Raw genomic sequence first — 23,276 nt, 5'->3', positions numbered from 1 at the left:
TGACGAAAGAATGATAACGGAAACTTTAACATATTACGAAATATTAGAAGTAGATTACGAGGCGACAGAAGAGGAAATAAAGCGAGCCTATCATCGTAAAATTAGAATGTATACGAATGAAAAGCACCCAGAAGAATTTAAGTTGATTCGAAAAGCATATGAAATATTAAGCAATGCTAACGAGAGGATTGCTTATGATCAGATGTTCCATCCGGAAAGTATATACGACAATGTGCTGGATCATATTCTTCAATTAATAGAACAAAGTGAGTACGAGGATGCACTTGATTTAGTAAAGCAAGAAATGGTTAATGGCGATCCAAGTATGGATTTATTGAGAGCAGATATTGTTTGTGAGTATATGCTCGGTAATATTGCATATGTATTGCGACAATTGAAAAGTATGCAACCAATGACAGAAGATGATTATATGTTTCGCTATTATTATACAATATATTCTCATCAACAAATCGAACAAAATAACGAAGCTGAAAAGGCAGGTAAGCAATTTATTTCCCACTTTCCAGAAAAAAGTGAGCCATATGAGCTATTAGTTCGGATATACAAGAAACAAAAAAAATATAAAGAGATAAAAACTCTCATTAACAAGCTAATGAGAAATAAAAAGGTTGAAAAAACAATTGACTTTATACCGACTTTTATTGATTTCTTAATGTTACCAGGTAATATGGTTAATATGTATATCACTGATTTTAATCGTGTGCGCAAAACAATCCTCTCGATACCTAAAAATGAAGAAGAACGTGAAAAGGAATTAAACATGATACTACATTTTGTCGATAATATTCAGCCAGGAGATAGCTTAGATGGAGTTGAATATTTAGTTGCAATTGCTGATAAGTTAAATGATAAAAAGGATCATGATTTAAATGCTCGTATTGTGGAATTAAAAAAATACGTTGCCCGTGAAAAGTCCGGGGCAGACTCAGATTCAGCTAATTCATGGTTGGATAAATCATCTATCATTGTAACGTTGATTGTCGGTTTGCTTCTTACTTTATTAACAGCAGCGCCTCTTTTAGGAATAATTGTCGCGATTTTATATTACCGACGTGGTAAGAAATTTCGGGCATTTATCGGCTACAGTATCGTTGCTCTTAGTTTGTTAAAAACTTTTGGCATTATTTAAATGCAGCGTATTAATTAATTTTAATATAGTGCTTTATATGTATGTTTAACCATTTTTAAAAATGGGATTGACGCAAAGTGAAAAGTAATTTACAATATTATACATAGCTTTATTTAAAAAATTCTAAATAACTGAATAGTAAAACTTATCGAGAGAGGCGGAGGGACTGACCCTGCGATGCCTCAGCAACCAGCAATTGTATATTGTATGGTGCTAATTTCAGAAGAATACTATGTATTCTAAAGATGAGTGTGCTTTAATTGGGCATGATGTCCGTTGAACCTCCACTCATATGTACTAGAGTTGGAGGTTTTTTGTTCGTTAGGAACGCATGAATTTTAATTAATTATATACCTATTTCTACACTCTTAATGTTGTGTAAGCACTATGGATCTGACATTTTATTTAAGAAATGGAGGGGATGGCAATGGCTACCCAAGATGAAAAAGTAATTGATTACATTAAATCGGAATTAAGCAGTATTGACTATGGTTCTATCGTTATTACCGTGCATGATGGTAAGGTTACACAAATTGAAAAAAATGAAAAAAAGCGATTTTCACAGGCAACTAAACTTGGCTCAGTAAAAAAGTAAAGACAAATTTGAAAAGTTGTAAGAATAAGTAACCGAGTTTAAATTAAGAAAACACATTAAATTAACTTTTAAGCCAGCTAGCGGTTTACTATTTAAGGATATTCCTGAATAGTAAATCGTGTTTTTTTTCGACAAAATGCACGGTGTTTTCGACATCGTTCGAATATTATTTTAATATCTTACTGGAAATATTTTTTGTTGAGTCGATATAATAATCGATAATGATTTGTCGGAATTTAACATTTTCTAAGAAGGGGGCAACAGCATGGATGAGCAGCAAGCTCCCTGTGTATTGCTATACCACATGAAAAACCATACATATACTTCGATTAGTGATCGTTGCAATGTATTGAACAATAATAGCGAAAAAATTTTGCAGCGCATTAAGAGGCAAGAAGACGTCACAGAGGAACTGTTTTATATGGATATGAACAGTCGACGTTATGAAGTTATTTCTGTGCCATTTGAGGAAGAATCGCTACTTCTGTATATGTCACCATGTGATCAAAGACGATTATATTTATCATTAGAGCATGAGAAGATGCTACGCATGCAACAACATCGTTTGTTTGAATTGGCAAAGTCAAAGCTAATGTCGAAAGAGGCTATTGAATCGTTAATACAAGAAATTTGTCAAACGATTACAACGGTCCTTGATGCGGACCGTGTAAGTATATGGTTATTTAATGAAGACAAGACAAGTTTGCAATGTCAATATTCATTCAATCGCAATATCGATGAATGTTTTTCTGATTGGGTATATGAACAAAAGGATGCGCCATTATATTTCGAACAAATACTAAATGGAAGATCTTTTGCTGTAGAAGATATTTCAGAGGATGCAGTACTTGGGTATAAGTTCAAATATTTTCAAGAAGTAACGGAAACACAATCAATATTGGAAGTACCACTTGTTTTAAGTACTGGTATTTTAGGGATACTTTGCTGTGAATCCTTCTCGCAAAGGATATGGACTGAATTAAACCAAGAGACTGTTAGGACGCTGGTTGATATGATAAGCTTCCTATTTGAACGTAAACAGCGAATTGAAACGGAAAATGAAATGAAACAACTTGCATATGTAGATCAGTTAACAGGGCTATCCAACCAGTATGCATTTTTTGAATTAGTAAATAAAAAAATGCAAAAGATAAAGGTGAAAGAAAAAGGTTTAATGGTTTACTTAAAGCTTGATCAATTTAGCAATATCCAAGATGTTCTCGGCCATGCCGGGGGGGATGAAGTGATCATTCATACAGCTAACAGTATTCAAGAAATATTCGGTGATAATGGGATATTAGGACGTATCGGTTTTGATCATTTCGCCATTTTCCTTCCAGCGGGACGTGATACGAATGTAGCAATGGATTCTATTGAACAAGTGATGAATCAATTATTACAACCCATGTATATTTTGGGACAGGAAGTGTATATGACACATAGCTATGGTGTGAGTATTTATCCTGATCATGGCGATGATGCAAAGAAATGTTTACAAACCGCACAAATTGCTTTAAACATGGGAAGAAAGAAAAATATCCGTAACGTGAAAGCGCGGTTTACAAGTAATATGTTTAGTGTGATGGCCAATGATTTAATCATTGAAATGAATATGCGCAGAGCATTAGATTTAAATGAATTTGAATTATACTATCAACCACAAATCGACTGTCTATCAGGAAAAATCATCGGCTTTGAGTCATTGATACGCTGGAACCACCCAGAGCGTGGCCTAGTCACCCCAATGGAGTTCATCAATTTGGCTGAATCCACGGGACTTATTATACCGATTGGTGAATGGGTCATTGAGCAATCATTTGAACAATTGGAGAAATGGAATGTAAGCGAGACTGATGAATTTACCTTATCGGTGAATATTTCGCCACGTCACTTTTTACATGTAAGTCTATATGACTATTTAAAGCGGAGTCTAGAAAAGTACAATGTGAATCCTGCAAATCTTAATATTGAAATTACTGAAAACGTAGCGATGGAGGACTTCACTTTAGTTCAAGCTCGGATGAAGCAACTTCATCAACTTGGCTTTACTGTGAGCATTGATGATTTTGGTACGGGATTTTCGGCCTTTCAATATTTACAGCATTTCCCTGTTAATGGGATAAAAATAGATCGTCAATTTATTCAAGATATTGCGGATAATGAAAAGAGTCTCGGTATTACAAAAACAATTATTGATCTTGGGAAAATGATGAAGTTAAATATTATTAGTGAAGGTGTGGAAACAGTAGAGCAATGGAAAATATTAAAGCAGCTTGGCTGTCCACAGTTACAAGGTTATTATTTTTCAAAACCAATGCCAATCAATGAAGTAAAGCAATGGATTCATCAATACAATTCAAAATCACATATAATCTAAACGACCTGTTTCTGATGGCTACACATTCAAGAACAGGTCTTTTTTTATTGTTTGATAGTATCATATTGACAATAACATAATAAGTCAGGTATGATGATATTATCAAAATGATATTATCAAAATGATAATAAGAAGAGGTGCTATATGAATAATGAAACTTCTACTTCAGAACAACGTTTTTTAAAAACATATAATCCAGAACATTATGAAAGACCATCGGTCACAGTAGACATGTTGCTTTTTACAGTAGCAAGGGGCGAACAACAGAACTATCGTAAGCTTCCTAATATGGAATTGAAAATTTTACTTATTAAGCGAGGAAAGCATCCATTTAAAAACCAATGGGCATTACCTGGGGGATTTGTACAGATGGATGAAAGTCTGGAAGATGCTGCATATAGGGAGTTAAAAGAAGAGACCAATGTGGAGGATGTGTATTTGGAGCAGCTTTACACTTGGGGGAATGTTGATCGCGATCCGAGAACAAGAATTATTAGTGTCTCTTATTTGGCACTTGTTGATCATAAGAAATTGACTATTAGCTCGGGAGATGATGCGGAAGAAGCGGAGTGGTTTAATGCTTCATTAAAAATGCAAAAAGAAGAAAAGAAAATGATGGAAGACGGATTTGTTAAAAAGGAGATATTCCTACTTACGTTGAAAAACGAAGAGATAACAATGACAGCAGATGTGGTTGTAAATCGTGTAAAAAGCGGAAAAGTAGAAAATGTTCATACGGAAATTACACTAAGTGATGGAATTGCTTTTGACCATGCCAAAATTATTGTATATGCGCTAGACCGTTTGCGTAACAAAATCCAATATACGGATATTGTTTTTACATTAATGCCTGATTCATTTACTCTTACAGAGCTACAAAAAGTGTATGAAACCATTCTTGATAAAAAGTTGATTAAAGCAAACTTTAGAAGGAAAGTCTCCCATATGGTGATGGAAACAAATGAATATACAACGGATGCAGGGCATAGGCCTTCACAATTATTTTCATTTAAAAATGATTGGAGCGATGGGTGATGGAAGCTGTAGAAAGTGTCAACACAAAAAGAGTTACTCATTATTTTGGCAAATGGACATTATTTGAAAAAATATGGCTTACTACATTTACGGTTATCACAATCTATTTGTTTTTCGCTTTAAAAGATAGTTTACTCGGACTCGTATCATCTTTAACTGGGATGCTTTGTGTCGTGCTTGTTGCAAAAGGGAAAATAACAAATTATTACTTTGGTATTGTTAATACCCTGACGTATGGCTATTTAGCTTATACGTATGGACTATTCGGTGACGCGATGTTGAATCTACTATTTTATTTTCCAACTCAATTTATTGGGATTTATGTGTGGAGAAAGCATCGTGCTACTGGAATTACTCAAGGAGAAGATGTTGCTATAGCTAGAATTCAGAAAAAGTTTCAATTAATAATGTTAACGATTGCTCTTTGGGCGATATATGCGACGTTTCTAGTCAATATAGGCGGGAAAAGTATCGGTCTCGACTCTGCGACTACCGTATTATCTGTGATTGCACAAATTCTAATGATTCGAAGATATGTGGAACAATGGCTCGTGTGGATTTTAGTTAATATCTTTTCCATTGCGATGTGGATAATTGAACTGATTCGCCAAGATGGAAATGACTGGGCTATTGCACTAATGTGGACTGCATTTTTAATTAACAGCATATACGGATATGTAAATTGGCGGAAATTATATCGTAAACAGGAGGTGTTGGATCAATGAAAAAAGTAGGTATGTTTGGTGGGAAATTTTTACCAGTTCATCTTGGGCATGTGAATGCAATGATTATTGCCTCTACAATGGTAGATGAATTGCATATTATTGTTTCCTACGATGAGGAATATGAAAAACATTATTTTAAAAAGAGCCATCTCATACCAATTGTTTATAAACAGCGGCTTCGCTGGTGGAGCCAAATAACTAAAGATATGGATTATGTTTACGTTCATGCGATTGAAGAAAAGCAAACTGGTTCTTTTGTTGATTGGGAAGAAGGTGCGAGAAAAATCAAACAATCAATCGGAGCGGAAATTGATGTCATTTTTAGTTCAGAAGAAAGTTATTCTCCCTATTTTGAAAAATTGTATCCACTAGCAACACATGAAATCATCGATAGTCAACGCTTAATGGTAAATATCTCAGCAACGAAAATTCGTGAAGAAGGTGTATATAAGCACTGGGAGATGATTCCTGAAGAGGTACGCCCTTATTTTGTAAAAAAAGTTGTTGTAGTAGGAACAGAAAGCTGCGGAAAATCTACACTTGTTAAAAACCTAGCAAGAATTTTCAATACGAGATATGTAGAAGAATATGGACGCACATATTATGAAAAATTCAAAGATTGCGTTTCAGTTACAATGAAAGGTGATTATCACGAAATTGCTTTTGAACAAAAATATCATGAAAAAATACAAGCGGAACGTGCAAATAAAGTGCTTTTTATTGACACAGAGGCCATCGTTACACAGTATTATTCAGAGCTTTATGTTAATAAAAAGCAAGAAATTTTAACTAGTATCGCAGAACTCCAAGACTATGATTTATATTTATTTCTCGAACCCGATGTTAAGTGGGTAGATGATGGAACACGAGCACACGGCGAACATCACGTAAGGGAAGCAAATAATCAGCGATTGAAAAGAATGCTTAGAGAATTCAAGGTGGAATTTCATGAAATCAGTGGAAGCTATTATGATAGGCTTGAACAAAGCAGAGATTTAGTTGAAAGGATTATGCAGTAACATAAGATTCCGCTTTGCTTAAAAGTGCCAAAATAGGGTATTGTAAACAGAGGTGCTTGTAATGAAGGAGTGAAGCATTTTGGAAAAAGAAAAAGAAACTGAAATTCATTTAGAAAAGTTAAACTTTGATGAACATACACATAATATGGAAAAGCATTATTCAGATTCGAAATTCCTTAACAAGATAAAGAAAACAGGGACAAAACTAGCGCATAAAGCTTTATATGCAGGACTTGTTCTGTTTTATGCGCTAAAAAGCCCTAAATTGCCACGGCGCTCACGATTGATTATTTTAGGGGCATTAGGTTATTTTATTTTACCAATTGATATTATTCCTGATTTTCTCCCTATTATAGGATTGAGTGATGATGCTGCTATTTTAATCGCAGCACTCGGAAAACTGTACGAAGCAATCGATGATGAAACGAAAGACAAAGCCCGTCAGAAAATGAGCGCTTGGTTTGGCGTTCACTATGATAATGACTTTGCATAAGGAAAAACAGCATTCCAACAGTTTTCTTACTGGGAATGCTGTTTTTTATCTAGCCCCAACGTCATGTTGTTTAAATCGTAAATCTATTAACTGATGTCTTTAGTTCGACAGCTACGTTTGAAAGTAGGTCCGCAACTGTGTTTGTCGAATTATAGTGAAAAAGTATAGGGAATTATTCATATTATTGAAATATTAACATGATATAGTACAATAAGGAAGAAAACTGCATAAGATTTGCCACTAGGGGTGCCTTATTAAAGGCTGAGATTAAAGGATGACTTTGAGACTCTTGGAACCTGATCTGGTTGATACCAGCGGAGGGAAGTGGATGACGGAGTAATGAATGTTTTTTCGTTACTTTTTAAATGGTCACTTTCCTCCACTAGGATGTGGTTTATTATAATTTTTGGGGAGGACTGGAGAGATGAAGTTTTCAGAAGATTGTTTAGAAGTATCAAAAAAATGGTGGGATGCTAGTTTTGAACATCCTTTTGTAAAGGGAATTGGAACAGGTGAATTGGAATTGGAGAAATTTCGTCACTATGTATTGCAGGATTCTTATTATTTAACTCAATTTGCAAAAGTACAGTCATATGGTGCTGCACTATCAAAAGATTTATTTGTAACAAACCGTATGGCCCATCACGCGCAAGGTACGTATGAGGCTGAAATGGGATTACATCGTAGATTTTCAGATCTGCTTGGGATCACAAGTGAAGACAGGGAGAAATTCCAACCAGCTCCGACGGCTTATGCATATACATCGCATTTATACAGAGCGGTTTTATCAGGGAATTTGGGGTATGTCATTGCAGCACTTTTACCTTGCTATTGGCTTTATCTAGAAATTGGCAGCCATTTAAAAGAAAGTACACCAGATGAACCAATATACCAAGAGTGGATTAACACATACAATGGCGATTGGTTTAAATCGCTTGTAACAGAACAGGTCGATAGGCTCGATGAATTAGCGGAAAATGCAACAGAGGAAGAGCATGCTGATATGCTTGAATTATTCAGAATCAGTACTTATTATGAATACTGTTTTTGGGATATGTCATATACGCTTCAGGACTGGGGGATAAAGGTCTCGGACGAAGTACAAGTTTAGTAATTAAAACCCTGGAAGACATACATTCTTCACAGGGTTTTTCCGTTAATTAGAAAAATCTGATTGCAACACGTATCGATCGAGGGAGAACCAACCTTACTTATATCTGTTATTTTTCTTTTCTAGGGGCGCTAAAACTTTTAACTTGATCCATTATTTTGTTGCGAGATTTCTCATTTCTTAATAAATATGCTGCACCAAGTGCGAGAGATGTAAATAATGCTTTGTTTTTCATGTAGGCATTCTCCTTTAATAGTAATGGCTGTCCTTCCTTCTTATTCCCTATTGATTTAAAAAAACACGAAGTTTAATAAAATATTATAAAAACAAATTGTTATGATTACGTTAATAACAATAAAACACTTAACTAAGTGTAAATGGATTGGAGGTTATATGATGTCCATATATCCATATTCTGCAATATCTATGGATGGAAATGAGATAAATTTTGGTGATTTTGCAGGTAAGGTTTTATTAATTGTAAACACCGCGAGTAAATGCGGATTTACAAAGCAATTCGCGGAATTACAATTATTATATGAAAAATATGAAAGTGAAGACTTTACTGTTCTCGGATTTCCATGTAACCAATTTAGAAATCAAGAACCTGGAAATGAAGATGAAATACGATCCTTCTGTCAAAAAAATTATGGAGTTACATTTCCTATGTTTATGAAAGTAGATGTAAAAGGGAAAGAAATACATCCAATTTTTGCGTATTTAACTGCTCAGAGTAAAGGCTTTTTAACTAGTGGTATTAAGTGGAACTTTACAAAGTTTCTCATTGACCGTCAAGGAGAGGTTGTAAAACGCTATTCCCCAATGGTTAGTCCGCAAAATATGGAAGTAGATATTAAACATCAATTAAATAGTATGTAAATCTATAGCATATGAGGCAATGGGAGTTAGGAGTAATTTCCCGGGAAATGTCGAAAGGAAACAGACTGGCTTGAGTGCCAGTCTGTTTCGTTTTATCAATAATAATAGTTTGGGTAATATGGGTACGGATATGGATAGCCGTATCCGTATCCATATGGTCTGCCTATTAGAGCTCCAGCAGCAAGCCCACCTAGTAATCCAGTAGCGAATGGTACGCCGAAACCATATCCATATCCAAAAGGTCTACCGAAACCAAAAGGTCGCCTTCCAAATCCAAATGGGCGACGACCAATAATTCTTTCGTCTTGGTGTCCCATGGAATTGTAATTGTAGTATCCATATTCATGTACATCATTATATGGTTGCATAAAGCATCCTCCCTTTAATTTACAATCAATTTATAACAATCCATTATATGCGTTTGTACTAGGAATGGAGCTTGAAGGTATTGTAAAATGGGCGATAACCACAAGGAAGATTAAAGGTAAAAATTAAACAATGTTTTCCGAAGAAAAAATTTGTTAAACAAACCCATTGATAAGCCGATAATAGAAATAAGTGCATACATTATGTATGAAGGAGAGAATCAAATGGTTGGACAAGTGGGGATTAATGGAGATTATACAGCTGTATCAGTTGGAAATAATGCCAAAGAGAATACACTAGAAACAAGCACTCATGCGTCAAAAGTTGATGCCAAGGCTATTCTAGGAAAAATAGAACAGTCCCAAGTTTATCCTAAAGAACAAGTAAAAAAGATTGTTAGTGGGATGAATGATTTTTTGCAAGCATCACCACATACTAATTTAAAATTTGAATTTCATGACGAATTAAATGAATATTATGTAACTATTGTGGATGATATAACCAATGAAGTAATTAAAGAGATTCCGCCAAAGAAAATGCTGGATATGTTTGCAGCAATGACGGAATTTCTCGGTTTAATGGTAGATAAAAAGATTTAACTTTGCTCAGCAGAAGTCTCCCACTTCTATAAGTGGCGAAATGAATGCCAAACAGGTATCCAATTCAGCTGGGCGTAAATACCCAAGGCGAATTTGATTTATATTGATAGGAGTGCATGATGATGAGAATAGCTGGATTGGCTAGTGGAATGGACATTGATTCGATGGTAAAAAATCTAATGCAAGCAGAACGATTGCCATTAGATAAATTAAAACAAAAAAAGCAAATACTTGAATGGAAGCGCGATGACTACCGCGCATTAAATACACAATTACTTAGTTTTCGTGACAAACTTGCACAATTGAAATTGACAACAAATTACCGAGCGCGAACAGTTACATCGTCAAATGAAGATAAAATATCGGCAACAGTGACAAGTGGAGCGTCGCAAGCCTCTTATTCGATATCTAAAGTGGAACAATTGGCGACGGCTGCGACGAGAATTAATGCTGGTAATGTTACGATTGATCCTGAGAAAAGTTTTGGTAGTCAAGATATGGGGGCAGGTTTTTGGAGTCAAGGTGTCGTACAGTCACAAACTTTTAATGTTAAAGATGGGAATCAAACTCTGAAACTTGAGGGTAAACCGGAGTCGGGAACAGCAAGTATAAAAGTGAATGGACAAAGATTGGAAGTAGTCACTACTTCTCCTCCTCAGGCAGGACAAGTTACCATTGCCGAGGATGGCACCCTTGATTTTGGTACCCCGATAGCAAAAGATAGCGTTGTTAAAGTTGATTATATACTTAAGGAAAAAACAGTGGTGTTTAGTTATCATGGAGACAATGACAACCCTATGAGTGTTTGGAATATCGGAGCAGGGTCAATTGCGACTGCTAACATTACTATCGGAGATAAGAATTTTACTATAAATAATACTACTCCTGCTGATGAAAATGGTTTTGTTAAACTTGAAGGTGTAGGTAAATTAAATCTTACAACAGGAACAATTACTTTTGACCCAGAGCGTACTGAGGAAACGGATATTCAAGTAACCTATACACAAAATTACTCAACCTTTAATATTAATACCCATACATCAAAAGGTGAAAAGAACGAACAATTCTTTATTACAAAAAGTGATACATTAAACAGTGTTATCCGTAAAGTAAATGAATCTGAAGCAGGAGTCACGATGTTTTATGATTCTCATACTCAACGAATGACTTTAACGAGAAAAGAAACTGGCGATTTTAATAAAGATACCTTAGATGGAAATGGTAATGTTTCGACTAAAAATGCTGAAATTGTTGTCTCAGGGGCTTTCATGGAGAATGTTTTACATTTCGATAATAAAATAGAAAACGAAACTGGTGGTCAAAACGCCAAATTCACAATAAATGGTCTTGAAACTGAACGCTCTTCCAACACCTTCGATATGAGTGGAGTCACATTTACACTCAAACAAACATTTGAGGAATCCATTTCTATCGGGGTTGCCAATGATAGCAACCAAGTATTTGAAAACATCAAAAGGTTCGTTGAACAATACAATGAGCTTATTGCAGAAGTTGGTAAGAAATTAAATGAAGAAAAGAATCGTGATTATAAACCTTTGACAGAAGAAGAACGTGAAGAACTTTCGGATAAGCAGCAAGAGAAGTGGGATGAAATTGCGAGAAGTGGCTTATTGAAAAATGATCCTGTTTTGTCAGGTGTCTTATCCGCAATGCGGCTCGATATGTCGAAATCGGTTGAAACGAACGGTTTTTTCAATCAACTTGCAAGTATTGGTATTAAAACAACAGCCAATTATATGGAAGGTGGAAAATTGGAAATTGATGAGGCGAAATTAAAAGCCGCCCTGGAAAAGGATCCCGAATCTGTCGAAAATTTATTCCGTGGTACTGGTAATGGAGCTAGTCAAGGGATTATTCATAAGCTTTATGACACTGTAGATGGTTCTATTAAAAAAGTGCAAGATAAAGCAGGTAGAGCGACTTCTACAAACCAACAATTTTCATTAGGGCTAGAATTATTAAACGTCGGTAAAGGTATTGACAGGTTTGAAGATAAAATGAAGACTGTAGAGGCACGTTACTGGAAGCAGTTCACAGCAATGGAAAAGGCGATTCAGCAGGCGAATAGTCAGTCTGCGTATTTAATGCAACAATTTAGCGGATTATAATAAGCTGAAGAGAAACAAGGAGTGGTATAAAGTTGGCTAAGAATAATCCTTACCAAGCGTATAAAACGAATTCTGTAACCACTGCATCACCTGGAGAATTAACATTAATGCTTTATAATGGCTGTTTGAAATTTATTAATATGGCGAAAAATGCGGTCGAAACGAAAAATATAGAGGCGAAAAATACTAATATCCAAAAGGCGCAAAATATTATTAGTGAGCTAATGGTTACATTGAACATGGATCTAGCGGTTTCAAATAATATGATGTCATTATATGATTACGCCAATCGCCGATTAATTGAGGCAAATATTCATAATGATATCGCTATGCTAACAGAAGTAGAAGAATTGATTACTGAGTTTCGTGATACTTGGAAACAAGCCATTCAGATGAACAGGCAGCAAAAGCACGCAGTAGCTGGTGGCTCGATATAATGAAAAAACAGCTAGAAACATGCGTTTTTATTACATTGCAACTTATTGAACTGGCGAAAACAGTCAATCATGTGGACCGTGATACAGTAATATTTCAAATTGAAGAGTTAATGCAAAAACGTGAGGAAATATTGCCTACTATCCAAGGTCCCTTTTCTCCGCAAGAAAATAAAATTGGCAAGCAAATTTTAAAACTTAACAAAGAACTGGATCCATTATTAGCAAATATTCGGATACATATAAAAAAAGACTTAAATCAACTTGAACAAAAACGTGCCTCTGCCACACGGTATTCCAATCCATATGCAAGTATGCAGGAATTTGACGGAGCATTCTATGACAAACGTAAATAAGCGTCTTGCTCATCGACGTTATCTAGATGATGTTCTTTTCTTGACGGTTCTAAAATAAGCTTAGAGAAGCACATATTAAATTGTGATTAAAAAAATTGTTTAACCATAAATTTGGTCAGGTTATCGCCAAAATGGGTAATATCAGTGTAATTCCATCTTTTTTCTAGATTCTCATAAATTCGACAAAATTTTTATCGAGATTAAGCAGGATTTTTATGTGGTATATAGAATAGTATATATATAGCCTTTAATAAGGAGGAGTTTTTATGCTAAACTACCAAATACGTGGAGAAAACATCGAGGTAACAGAGGCATTAAGAGACCACATTGAAAAAAAGGTAAGTAAACTCGAACGCTATTTTAATGAAATTCCAGAAGCAAATGTACATGTGAATTTAAAAGTAAATCCAGATAAAAAATCTAAAGTTGAAATAACCATTCCGCTTCCGCAGCTTGTATTACGTGCTGAAGAAACGAATAATGATATGTATGCAGCGATTGATTTAATCATAGACAAGTTAGAAAGACAAATTCGTAAACATAAAACTAAAGTAAATCGTAAATTCCGCGAAAAAGGCAATATAAATGAGTTTTTTGCAACAGGTGCGAATGGCTCAGTAGCCGAGGATGACGAAGACGAACTAAATATTGTTCGAACAAAGCAATTCCATTTAAAACCTATGGATAGCGAAGAGGCTGTCTTGCAAATGAATATGCTGGGACATAGTTTCTTCGTATATACAGATGCGGAAACAAATGCTACCAATATTGTTTATCAACGAAAAGATGGAAAGTATGGCTTAATCGAAACAAATTAATACAAGTAAAGCACGCACCTTGGGTGTGTGCTTTTTTTATTGATTTATAGTGTCTACTGTACAATTCGGTAAATATACTTAATTTATTAAAGGATTATGAAACTAACTTCCATTAGAAAGCAGTTGAGATGATGAAACAAAAAGACATATTCATTGCGTTTTTTCGTTCCGGGATACTTGGATTTGGTGGTGGTCCATCTGCGATTCCACTTGTCCAAAGAGAAGTCGTACATACATATAAATGGATGAATGATGAAGAGTTTTCTGATGTGCTTGCATTAGCAAATGCACTACCAGGGCCAATTAATACAAAAATGGCTGGCTATATTGGTTGGCGAGTGGGAGGATTAGTCGGTATGTTGAATGCTTTATTTGCTACTGTTATTCCAACTGTAGCGCTAATGGTCATTTTTCTTACTCTTCTAACTGCACATAAAGATAAACCATGGGTAGCTGGTATGTCGCGTGCGGTAATTCCAGTTGCAGGAGTCATGATGGGGTTGTTAACATGGGACTTTATTGTAAAGTCGAAAGCTACTCTAGGTTGGAAGTGGACGGTGTTACTGATCGTATTAAGTATACTTAGTTTAGAACTGCTCGGCATTCATCCAGCTATATTAATTACAGGTTTATTATGTGCTGCACTTTTCTCTCGCAGGAGAACAGGTAAGAGAGGTGAACGTTCGTGATTTATTGGCATGTTTTTATTGCATTCTTTATTCCAGGCATACTTGGTTATGGCGGTGGTCCGTCTTCGATCCCACTTATTGAAAATGAAGTGGTCGGAAAATATGATTGGCTGACAGTAGATGAATTCAGTGAAGTATTAGCAATGGGAAATGCTTTACCAGGACCAATTGCTACGAAAATGGCTGGTTATATCGGTTATCAACAAGCTGGTATTCCAGGAGCAGTTATAGCTTTGTTTGCAACCGTAGCTCCATCTTTACTATTAATGATATCCTTGCTTGGACTCTTATTAAGGTTTAAAAATTCTCCTCAGGTGAAACGTATGACCCAGCTCGTGAGACCAGCAATTGCCGTTTTACTTGGAATGCTTACTGTTAACTTTTTTTCGAGCTCAATTTCGGAAAATAGTGCTGGTTATTTTCAGACGATATTAATCAGTATAGTTAGTATCTTTTTACTTCAATTAAGAAAAGTTCATCCGGCATATGTAATTGCGGGAGCGCTTCTTTATGGTGCCATCTTTCTATAATAGCCTAAAGGAAAGTGGAACTTTGTGGTACACCTCAGAGGTGACAATTGAACCTGGCCTTTAATAGTGATAAGATAAGTAGGGTAATTTGTATTATTTTACTATAAGGTTTTCCTTAGATTTAGTTTTTTATCATATTTTCTGGAAAATTGTCCAGGTTGATATATATAAAGAAGTCTGCTCATATTTGAAAGTAAAGGGAGCGTATTAAATGGTTACTTTTATCAAAAAAATGTTCGATCCTAATAACCGTGAATTAAAACGTCTTGATAAAATTGCGGATCAAGTAGGTAGTCTTGAATCTGAGATGGAAAAATTATCGGATGATCAATTGCGTGGAAAGACGGATGCATTCAAAGAGAGATACCAGAATGGTGAAACCCTGGATGACCTTCTTGAGGAGGCATTTGCTGTAGTACGTGAAGCTGCTCGTCGCGTTCTAGGACTATATCCTTATCCGGTTCAACTTATGGGGGCTGCGACCCTGCATGAAGGTAATATATCCGAAATGAAAACTGGTGAAGGTAAAACACTTACAGCAACAATGCCCGTATATTTAAATGCCCTTACGGGAAAAGGTGTTCATGTTGTTACCGTAAACGAATATTTAGCGAGCCGTGATGCTAGTGAGATGGGTGAGCTGTACGAATTTCTTGGCTTGACAGTTGGCATGAATTTGAACAGTATGACAAAGGAAGAAAAGCAAGAAGCATATCAAGCGGATATTACTTACGGGACAAACAATGAGTTTGGTTTCGATTATCTACGCGATAATATGGTTCTTTATGCGGAACAAAGAGTTCAACGTCCACTTCATTATGCTGTAATTGATGAGGTCGATTCGATTTTAATTGATGAAGCTAGAACTCCACTTATTATATCGGGACAAGCACAAAAATCCACGCAAATGTATTTGCAGGGAAATTCGTTTGTAACGATGTTGAAAAAAGAAGAGGATTATACGTATGATGAGAAAACAAAAGGTGTTCAGCTAACAGAAGAAGGTATCAATAAAGCAGAGCGGTATTTTAAAGTAGATAATCTCTTCGACATATCTCAAGTAACGTTAAATCATCATATTAATCAAGCTTTAAAAGCGCATGTTAGTATGCATTTGGATATTGATTATGTTGTCCAAGAAAATGAAATTGTTATTGTCGATCAATTCACTGGAAGACTAATGAAAGGGCGCCGTTTTAGCGATGGACTCCACCAAGCAATTGAAGCAAAGGAAGGCGCGGAAATTCAAAATGAATCGATGACAATGGCGACAATCACTTTTCAAAACTACTTCCGGATGTATGAAAAATTAGCTGGTATGACAGGTACAGCGAAAACAGAAGAAGAAGAATTCCGTAATATTTATAATATGCGCGTTATCGCTATTCCGACTAATCAACCAATTATGAGGGATGATCGTGCAGACCTTATCTATTCGTCCATGGAAGGAAAATTCAGAGCAGTTGTTGAGGATATAGAAGAACGTTATAGAAAAGGCCAACCGGTTCTCGTTGGTACTGTAGCAATTGAAACATCAGAATTGATTTCTTCCCTTCTATTGAAAAAAGGCGTAAAACATAATGTACTAAATGCAAAAAATCATGGTCGTGAAGCGGAAATTATTATTGGAGCGGGGCAGCCCGGTGCAATAACAATTGCTACTAATATGGCTGGTCGAGGTACTGATATTAAACTCGGTGATGGAGTGAAAGCTCTAGGTGGTCTTGCTGTAATTGGTACTGAACGCCATGAATCACGTCGAATTGATAATCAGTTGCGTGGACGTTCGGGACGTCAAGGTGACCCTGGTATTACTCAGTTTTATTTATCTATGGAAGATGAACTGATGCGAAGGTTCGGATCAGATAATATGAAATCGATGATGGAACGTCTTGGTATGGATGATTCCCAACCAATTCAAAGTAGAATGGTATCCAAAGCTGTAGAATCCGCGCAGAAGCGAGTGGAAGGTAATAACTTTGATGCAAGGAAACAGCTACTTCAATATGATGACGTACTACGTCAGCAACGAGAAATTATTTACAAACAACGGAACGATGTAATGGAATCAGAAAATTTGCGTGAAATTGTTGAGAATATGATTCGAACTGTCGTAGAAAATATCATTCATACTCATACGCCTAAACATGAAGAAGAAACACAATGGAATTTGCAAGGAATTGTAGACTATATTCATGCTAACCTTTTGCCAGAAGGAGATATTACTGTTTCGGGCTTAAGTGGTAAAGAGCCGGATGAAATGATTGAAATGATTATTGATCAAATTAAAGTTCGTTATGATGAAAAAGAAGAGCTTTTGACTTCGGACCAAATGCGCGAATTTGAAAAGGTTATTTTACTAAGATCTGTAGATACAAAATGGATTGATCATATCGATGCGATGGAACAACTTCGTCAAGGTATCCATTTAAGAGCTTATGGTCAAATTGACCCGCTTAGAGAATACCAAAGTGAAGGATTCGCGATGTTTGAAAGTATGATCGCATCGATTGAAGAAGATGCAGCTAAATATGTCATGAAGGCGGAAATACGTAATAATTTGGAACGCGAAGAAGTAGCCAAAGGGCAAGCTGTTAATCCGAAAGAAGAAGGCGGAGCAGTAAAAAAGAAACCGATGCGTAAAGAGGAAAATATCGGGCGAAATGCCCCATGTCCTTGTGGCAGTGGAAAAAAATACAAAAACTGTCACGGAAGACTCGCATAAGTGAACTCGTTTCAGCAAGCTGAAACATCGTGAAATCAAGCGGGGATTCTACCACATACGCTTCGCTTAGATGTGGGGTTCTTAAAACCTAAAGAAAAATCGGGATAAAAATATTTGAATTAAAGCATGCTAAACTGATAATTGAGGTGGACTGTAATGGAATTATTTGAAATAAAAGCAGAATTAGAAAACTCAGCAAAGCGTTTAGCTGATTTTAGGGGGTCTCTTTGACTTAGAAGAAAAAGAGACAAGAATAGCTGAATTGGATGAAACAATGCTTGAACCTGGATTCTGGGATGACCAGCAAGGGGCACAAGTAATAATAAATGAAGTAAATGCATTAAAAGATCTGGTCAATGAGTATAAAGATCTTGTGGAAACTCAGGAAAATCTTGAGTTGACACATGAGCTTGTAAAAGAAGAATCAGAAGCAGATTTGGAAGCAGAACTTGAGGAAGAACTAAAAGCGCTGATCGAACAATTAAATGAGTTTGAATTACAACTTTTATTAAGTGATCCATACGATCAAAACAACGCTATTCTGGAATTGCATCCAGGAGCAGGTGGAACGGAATCACAGGATTGGGGTTCCATTCTACTCCGGATGTATACTCGTTGGGCGGAGAAAAAAGGATTTAAAGTAGAGACACTTGATTATTTACCAGGGGATGAAGCTGGCATTAAAAGTGTGACGTTGCTCATCAAAGGCCATAATGCATACGGCTATTTAAAAGCAGAAAAGGGCGTACATCGACTTGTACGAATTTCTCCATTTGATTCATCAGGTCGCCGTCACACATCTTTCGTGTCATGTGATGTTGTTCCTGAATTCACCGGAGAAATTGAAATTGAAATTAGAACAGAAGATATTAAGGTTGACACGTACCGAGCAAGTGGCGCAGGTGGACAACATGTTAATACGACAGATTCAGCTGTTCGAATTACCCATATTCCGACTGGAACTGTTGTTACATGTCAAAACGAACGTTCGCAAATTAAAAACCGTGAACAAGCGATGAAGTTATTGAAAGCAAAGCTTTATCAAAGGGAAATTGAGGAAAAAGAGAAGGCGATGGCTGAAATTCGTGGCGAACAAAAGGAAATAGGTTGGGGAAGCCAGATTCGTTCTTATGTTTTTCATCCGTACTCAATGGTTAAGGATCATCGAACGAATGCAGAAATTGGCAATGTGCATGCTGTAACGGATGGAGAAATTGATCCATTTATAGATGCATACTTACGTTCGCGGATCTAATTTTTTGATATGATTGTCACCCTTTAGATACAATTAAGCATTCGTTCCATGGGATCAAGGACAAAATGTTTAAAAAAGCCTGTTAGTTGGTATACTAGAATTAACATTTGTTAAGGAGATGTATCCATGAAAAAAAAGTTATTAGGTATAATGATGGGAGCAACGCTCGCAATTATTCTTACAGCTTGCGGCGGTGGTAATGGCGATAAAAATGCCGATGAAGGTGCATCTGTAAATGATGCTGAAGCAATTGTTAATAAAAGCTGCATCTCTTGTCATGGAGAAAACTTAGAAGGCCGTAATGGCCCTGCATTAGACAAAATTGGTGCAACTTTAGATAAAGAGGAAATTTTAGATGTAATTGAAAATGGCCGTGGTGCAATGCCGGCTGGCCTTATTGAAGGCGATGAAGCAGTTAAAGTTGCCGAATGGTTATCAGAAAAAAAGTAAAAAGTTAAAAAATGCAGCTGTTGCGGCTGCATTTTTTTTTGCGTGTAAAAGAGGGAATATGGTTCTTCCATGTAATATTGATCAATCGACGAGAATTCTCCTTGATAATTCAACTAAAGTTTCAAAAAAACCCCATACTAATGACTATATTGAAAAGATATTAACCAACAATTTCCATTCTAAAGTCCTACTTCCGTCTGAGTAAAAGGAATTACACGCATTTTGTATGAATATGTTACAAAATATCTAAAATGAAATGAAATTGTAATATAGATTTCCCTTAACATATTAAAATCTGATGTTATAATTAGTTTGGGTTATAAATTGTCAGCATCAGACTAATTACTTCAGCTTTTTCATCTTTATAAAAATAATGATGAAAAACAGAAAAAGTTAAACCACCGTTTTTGTTCTAGAAATTCCAAGTGTTGGGACAAGACCACTGCGATGGCACGAGTTGGTTGGAAGCCGGGTGAAATATATGATAGAAATGAAAAAGGTAGTAAAAAAATATTCAAATGGTATTATCGCCGCTAATGACTTGAATATTAGTATCAAAGACGGCGAATTTCTTTATGTAGTAGGACCAAGCGGAGCTGGTAAGTCTACGTTTATCAAAATGATGTACCGGGAGGAAAAGCCTACTTCAGGTGAAGTCATTGTAAATGGTATAAATTTAGCAAAACTAAAAAACAAGCAAGTTCCATTTTTACGTAGAAATATTGGTGTTGTATTTCAAGACTTTAAACTATTGCCAACATTGACTGTATTTGAAAATGTTGCATTTGCACTTGAAGTGATCGAACAACGACCTGCAGAAATTAAAAAGCTAGTAATGGAAGTACTTTCGCTAGTTGGTTTAAAACATAAAGTACGAATGCTTCCAACGGAATTATCTGGGGGCGAGCAACAGCGGGTTTCGATCGCAAGATCCATTGTCAACAAACCTAAACTTGTAATTGCGGATGAGCCGACGGGTAATCTTGATCCAGAAACATCATGGGAGATTATGAGTTTGCTTGAAGAAATTAACATACAGGGTACGACGATTATCATGGCTACTCACAATAGAGAAATTGTTAACACAATTAAACATCGTGTTGTGGCTATTGAAAATGGACGAATTGTACGTGATGAGCAGCGAGGAGAGTATGGTTATGAAGGCTAGAACTATTGGGCGGCATTTTCGCGAAAGTTTTAAGAGTTTGCGCCGCAACGGCTGGATGACATTTGCTTCTGCAAGCGCAGTGACTGTCACTTTACTGTTAGTCGGAGTTTTCTTCGTTATTATGCTGAACATGAATAAGTTTGCAACGGATATCGAAAAAGATGTGGAGATTAAGACACATGTTGAACTTACTGCAAATAAAGAAAATATTGCAGAACTTCAAAAAGAAATAGAGTCTATAGATCTAGTTGAATCTGTTAAATTTTCATCTAAGGAAGATGAATTGACACATCTAATAGAATCGATGGGAAAAGAATGGGAGCTTTTAGAACAAAAAAACCCATTGCATGATGTATTTGTCGTAAAAACGAAGAAACCTACTGATACGCCGATTGTTGCTAAGAAAATTAATAAACTTAACTTTGTGAATTCGGCATTATACGGCGAGAAAAAAGTCGAAAGCTTATTCAATATATTAAAGACAAGTCGTAACGTTGGAATTGTTTTAATTATTGGCTTGTTATTTACCGCGATGTTTTTAATATCAAATACAATAAAGATTGCAATATTTGCTAGAAGACGAGAAATTGAAATAATGAAATTGGTAGGAGCTACAAACTGGTTCATTCGTTGGCCATTTCTATTAGAAGGAATGTGGCTTGGATTATTAGGAGCGATTATCCCAATAACGGTAGTTGCTACTGGATATTATTATGCTTATGATTTCATGGTAGCTCGTATTCCGGGGCAATTGCTTATACCATTAGCCTATAATCCTTTCGTGTATCAAGTTTCAGTGATTATTTTGCTAATTGGAGTTATTATAGGCGGTTGGGGAAGCTTTATGTCAGTCCGACGTTTCCTAAAGATTTAATTGGTTTGAGAGAGAGACACATAACTATAATCATTACGATTGTAGATAAAACTAGGGAGAGAGAAAGGGGAAGTACTTTTTGAATAAACACTCATTACTTTCATTTTCATTGGCCGCCGTTTTAGGGTTAGGAACTATTTTTTCAGGCGCAGGAGCAGCATTAGGTGCAAATTTATCAGATTTAGAACAGGAAAAGTCAAACATACAAAATAAACGGTCGAATATTGGGAACTCCATTAATGAAAAAGAAAATAAAATTATTGACATTGTATCAGAACAAAGTCAATTAGAAGTTGAAATGAAAAGAATTGAATCCGAAATAGCGGATACAGATAGTAAAATTGCTGAAAAAGAAAAACAAATTTCTGACACAAAAGCCGAGATTGAAAGATTACGGGAAGAAATAGAGGACTTAAAAGAAAGGATCGAAGCTAGAAATGAAATGCTTCGTGAACGGGCCCGTACTATCCAAATGAACGGTGGATCTGTGAAATACATAGATATTGTGCTTGGTGCTGAAAGTTTCGGTGATTTGGTCGATAGGGTTTCTGCAATGTCGACATTAGTTAAAGCAGATAGAGAAATTATTGAAGAGCAAGCGAAAGATAAGAAGCAGCTTGAGGATAATCAGAAGCTAGTAGAAGAGAAACTTGCTAGTTTAACAGAAATGTTATCCGAATTAGAAACATTGAAGTCAGACTTAAAAAATCAAAATGCTAGAAAAGCAGAAGTTATGAAGGCTTTAGATGTTGAGAAAAAGCATGTTGAAAGTGAAAAAATGAGCTTAGAAGAAGAATCAGCAATACTTGCATCACAAGATGAAGCGATCCAAAAAGCAATTGATATGGAAAGAAATCGTTTAGCAGAAGAAGCAGCCCGTCAAGCAAAAGAAGAAGCTGAGCGTCAAGCAGACGCGGAGCGTAAAGCAAGCGAGCAGGCAGAGCAGAGTTCTGTAGCATCTAATACTACGAAGAAACAAACAAGTAGTAGTAGCAGTAGCGCTGGGAGTACTAGTAGTTCAAGTAATTCTAGTAACTCCAATGTTTCAAAAGGCCCTAGTGTTGGCAAGCCACCAGTTACATCCGGTTTGTTTATGAAGCCTGCGAATGGCTATTACTCTTCAGGATTTGGCTATCGTGCGAGTTTTGGTGGTATGCATTACGGAACTGACATTGCCGCTAGTGGTACGGTTCCAATTGTTGCAGCAGCAGCTGGTGTTGTAATAAGATCCGAATTTTCTCCAAGCTACGGAAATGTTGTATACATTTCTCACCATCTTGAAGGAAAAACATATACAACGGTTTATGCACATATGAGTAGTCTGAGTGTTTCATCAGGAGCATCAGTGTCAAAAGGTCAGCAACTTGGCTACATGGGGAACACTGGTCAATCCTTTGGCCAACATTTACATTTTGAGTTACACCTAGGTCCATGGAATGGTGCAAAATCTAATGCTGTTGATCCTCGGGGATATATTAATTAATAAAATAATATATAAT

General features: G+C 36.1%; 24 protein-coding genes and 2 riboswitches. Of the genes, 22 read left to right on the top strand and 2 right to left on the bottom strand.

The genetic code is table 11. The annotated features are described in order from the left end of the window. Positions 1–10: 10 nt before the first annotated feature. The 8 genes from MHB53_RS11225 to tenA all read left to right on the top strand — a co-directional run bounded on the left by MHB53_RS11225 (position 11) and on the right by tenA (position 8,505). On the top strand, positions 11–1,150 hold the full coding sequence (locus MHB53_RS11225) for a J domain-containing protein (protein ID WP_340918189.1): 1,140 nt from the start codon (positions 11–13) through the stop codon (positions 1,148–1,150). A 142-nt stretch (positions 1,151–1,292) separates the two neighbouring features. Beyond that, a riboswitch (SAM riboswitch) is annotated at positions 1,293–1,402 on the top strand. 175 nt (positions 1,403–1,577) lie between these two features. Then, positions 1,578–1,745, top strand: a complete 168-nt coding sequence (locus MHB53_RS11220; protein ID WP_340918187.1) for a YezD family protein — start codon at positions 1,578–1,580, stop codon at positions 1,743–1,745. A gap of 265 nt (positions 1,746–2,010) precedes the next feature. Next, complete coding sequence (locus tag MHB53_RS11215) at positions 2,011–4,122, top strand: sensor domain-containing phosphodiesterase (RefSeq protein ID WP_340918186.1); 2,112 nt, start codon at positions 2,011–2,013, stop codon at positions 4,120–4,122. Positions 4,123–4,266: 144 nt separating this feature from the next. Beyond that, positions 4,267–5,157 (top strand): NUDIX hydrolase, encoded by an 891-nt coding sequence (locus MHB53_RS11210; protein ID WP_340918183.1) that lies wholly within the window; start codon positions 4,267–4,269, stop codon positions 5,155–5,157. Next, entirely contained in the window at positions 5,157–5,882 is a 726-nt protein-coding gene (gene pnuC / locus MHB53_RS11205) for a nicotinamide riboside transporter PnuC (RefSeq protein WP_340918181.1), read from the top strand. Before MHB53_RS11210 ends, pnuC begins: the two co-directional genes overlap by 1 nt. After that, complete coding sequence (gene nadR / locus MHB53_RS11200; RefSeq protein ID WP_340918179.1) at positions 5,879–6,901, top strand: multifunctional transcriptional regulator/nicotinamide-nucleotide adenylyltransferase/ribosylnicotinamide kinase NadR; 1,023 nt, start codon at positions 5,879–5,881, stop codon at positions 6,899–6,901. Before pnuC ends, nadR begins: the two co-directional genes overlap by 4 nt. Before the next feature lie 79 nt (positions 6,902–6,980). After that, on the top strand, positions 6,981–7,394 hold the full coding sequence (locus tag MHB53_RS11195; RefSeq protein WP_340918178.1) for a YkvA family protein: 414 nt from the start codon (positions 6,981–6,983) through the stop codon (positions 7,392–7,394). A 232-nt stretch (positions 7,395–7,626) separates the two neighbouring features. Then, positions 7,627–7,734, top strand: a riboswitch (TPP riboswitch). An 84-nt stretch (positions 7,735–7,818) separates the two neighbouring features. After that, on the top strand, positions 7,819–8,505 hold the full coding sequence (gene tenA, locus MHB53_RS11190) for a thiaminase II (RefSeq protein WP_340918176.1): 687 nt from the start codon (positions 7,819–7,821) through the stop codon (positions 8,503–8,505). A 109-nt stretch (positions 8,506–8,614) separates the two neighbouring features. Here the strand turns inward: tenA and MHB53_RS11185 are convergent, their stop codons facing one another. Then, complete coding sequence (locus MHB53_RS11185) at positions 8,615–8,740, bottom strand: hypothetical protein (protein ID WP_340918174.1); 126 nt, start codon at positions 8,738–8,740, stop codon at positions 8,615–8,617. Positions 8,741–8,901: 161 nt separating this feature from the next. Between MHB53_RS11185 and MHB53_RS11180 the strand changes: the two genes are divergently transcribed. Beyond that, positions 8,902–9,384 (top strand): glutathione peroxidase, encoded by a 483-nt coding sequence (locus MHB53_RS11180; protein ID WP_340918172.1) that lies wholly within the window; start codon positions 8,902–8,904, stop codon positions 9,382–9,384. Between the two features lie 95 nt (positions 9,385–9,479). On the opposite strand, the gene MHB53_RS11175 is transcribed toward MHB53_RS11180, so the two are convergent. Next, positions 9,480–9,752, bottom strand: a complete 273-nt coding sequence (locus MHB53_RS11175; RefSeq protein ID WP_445661425.1) for a spore coat protein — start codon at positions 9,750–9,752, stop codon at positions 9,480–9,482. 222 nt (positions 9,753–9,974) lie between these two features. Here MHB53_RS11175 and flaG point away from each other — a divergent pair, with 222 nt between their 5' ends. From flaG to MHB53_RS11110, 13 genes are all read left to right on the top strand, one after another. After that, complete coding sequence (gene flaG, locus MHB53_RS11170; protein WP_340918171.1) at positions 9,975–10,349, top strand: flagellar protein FlaG; 375 nt, start codon at positions 9,975–9,977, stop codon at positions 10,347–10,349. Between the two features lie 119 nt (positions 10,350–10,468). Next, complete coding sequence (fliD, locus tag MHB53_RS11165) at positions 10,469–12,478, top strand: flagellar filament capping protein FliD (RefSeq protein ID WP_340918169.1); 2,010 nt, start codon at positions 10,469–10,471, stop codon at positions 12,476–12,478. Between the two features lie 32 nt (positions 12,479–12,510). Continuing rightward, the gene (gene fliS, locus MHB53_RS11160; protein WP_340918166.1) at positions 12,511–12,915 is read left to right on the top strand and encodes a flagellar export chaperone FliS; all 405 of its coding nucleotides are present in this window, start codon (positions 12,511–12,513) and stop codon (positions 12,913–12,915) included. Then, positions 12,915–13,268: a flagellar protein FliT gene (locus MHB53_RS11155; RefSeq protein WP_340918165.1), complete on the top strand. Its 354-nt coding sequence runs from the start codon at positions 12,915–12,917 to the stop codon at positions 13,266–13,268. Before fliS ends, MHB53_RS11155 begins: the two co-directional genes overlap by 1 nt. A gap of 266 nt (positions 13,269–13,534) precedes the next feature. Further along, entirely contained in the window at positions 13,535–14,086 is a 552-nt protein-coding gene (gene hpf, locus MHB53_RS11150; RefSeq protein ID WP_340918163.1) for a ribosome hibernation-promoting factor, HPF/YfiA family, read from the top strand. Positions 14,087–14,217: 131 nt separating this feature from the next. Continuing rightward, positions 14,218–14,775, top strand: a complete 558-nt coding sequence (locus MHB53_RS11145) for a chromate transporter (protein WP_340918159.1) — start codon at positions 14,218–14,220, stop codon at positions 14,773–14,775. Continuing rightward, the gene (locus tag MHB53_RS11140; protein WP_340918155.1) at positions 14,772–15,305 is read left to right on the top strand and encodes a chromate transporter; all 534 of its coding nucleotides are present in this window, start codon (positions 14,772–14,774) and stop codon (positions 15,303–15,305) included. Before MHB53_RS11145 ends, MHB53_RS11140 begins: the two co-directional genes overlap by 4 nt. Before the next feature lie 211 nt (positions 15,306–15,516). After that, complete coding sequence (secA, locus tag MHB53_RS11135; protein WP_340918153.1) at positions 15,517–18,030, top strand: preprotein translocase subunit SecA; 2,514 nt, start codon at positions 15,517–15,519, stop codon at positions 18,028–18,030. 156 nt (positions 18,031–18,186) lie between these two features. Further along, positions 18,187–19,285 (top strand): peptide chain release factor 2 gene (gene prfB, locus MHB53_RS11130; protein ID WP_340918150.1). Its coding sequence is split into 2 segments (ribosomal slippage): positions 18,187–18,258 and positions 18,260–19,285, totalling 1,098 coding nucleotides; the frame shifts between segments, so codons are not numbered across the junction. Between the two features lie 126 nt (positions 19,286–19,411). Next, positions 19,412–19,735 carry a cytochrome c551 gene (cccB, locus tag MHB53_RS11125; RefSeq protein WP_340918147.1) on the top strand — a complete coding sequence of 108 codons (324 nt, stop codon included), beginning with the start codon at positions 19,412–19,414 and terminating at the stop codon, positions 19,733–19,735. A gap of 481 nt (positions 19,736–20,216) precedes the next feature. Beyond that, on the top strand, positions 20,217–20,903 hold the full coding sequence (gene ftsE, locus MHB53_RS11120) for a cell division ATP-binding protein FtsE (RefSeq protein ID WP_340918144.1): 687 nt from the start codon (positions 20,217–20,219) through the stop codon (positions 20,901–20,903). Next, entirely contained in the window at positions 20,893–21,777 is an 885-nt protein-coding gene (gene ftsX / locus MHB53_RS11115) for a permease-like cell division protein FtsX (protein WP_340918142.1), read from the top strand. Before ftsE ends, ftsX begins: the two co-directional genes overlap by 11 nt. Before the next feature lie 79 nt (positions 21,778–21,856). Next, positions 21,857–23,260 (top strand): murein hydrolase activator EnvC family protein, encoded by a 1,404-nt coding sequence (locus MHB53_RS11110; RefSeq protein WP_340918139.1) that lies wholly within the window; start codon positions 21,857–21,859, stop codon positions 23,258–23,260. The last annotated feature ends 16 nt before the right edge of the window (positions 23,261–23,276 follow it).

This window comes from Bacillus sp. FSL K6-3431 (assembly GCF_038002605.1).
Taxonomy (GTDB): Bacteria; Bacillota; Bacilli; order Bacillales; family Bacillaceae_C; genus Lederbergia.
The sequence above is the reverse complement of the archived record's forward strand: the minus strand, read 5'-3'. Positions and strand labels throughout refer to the sequence as shown.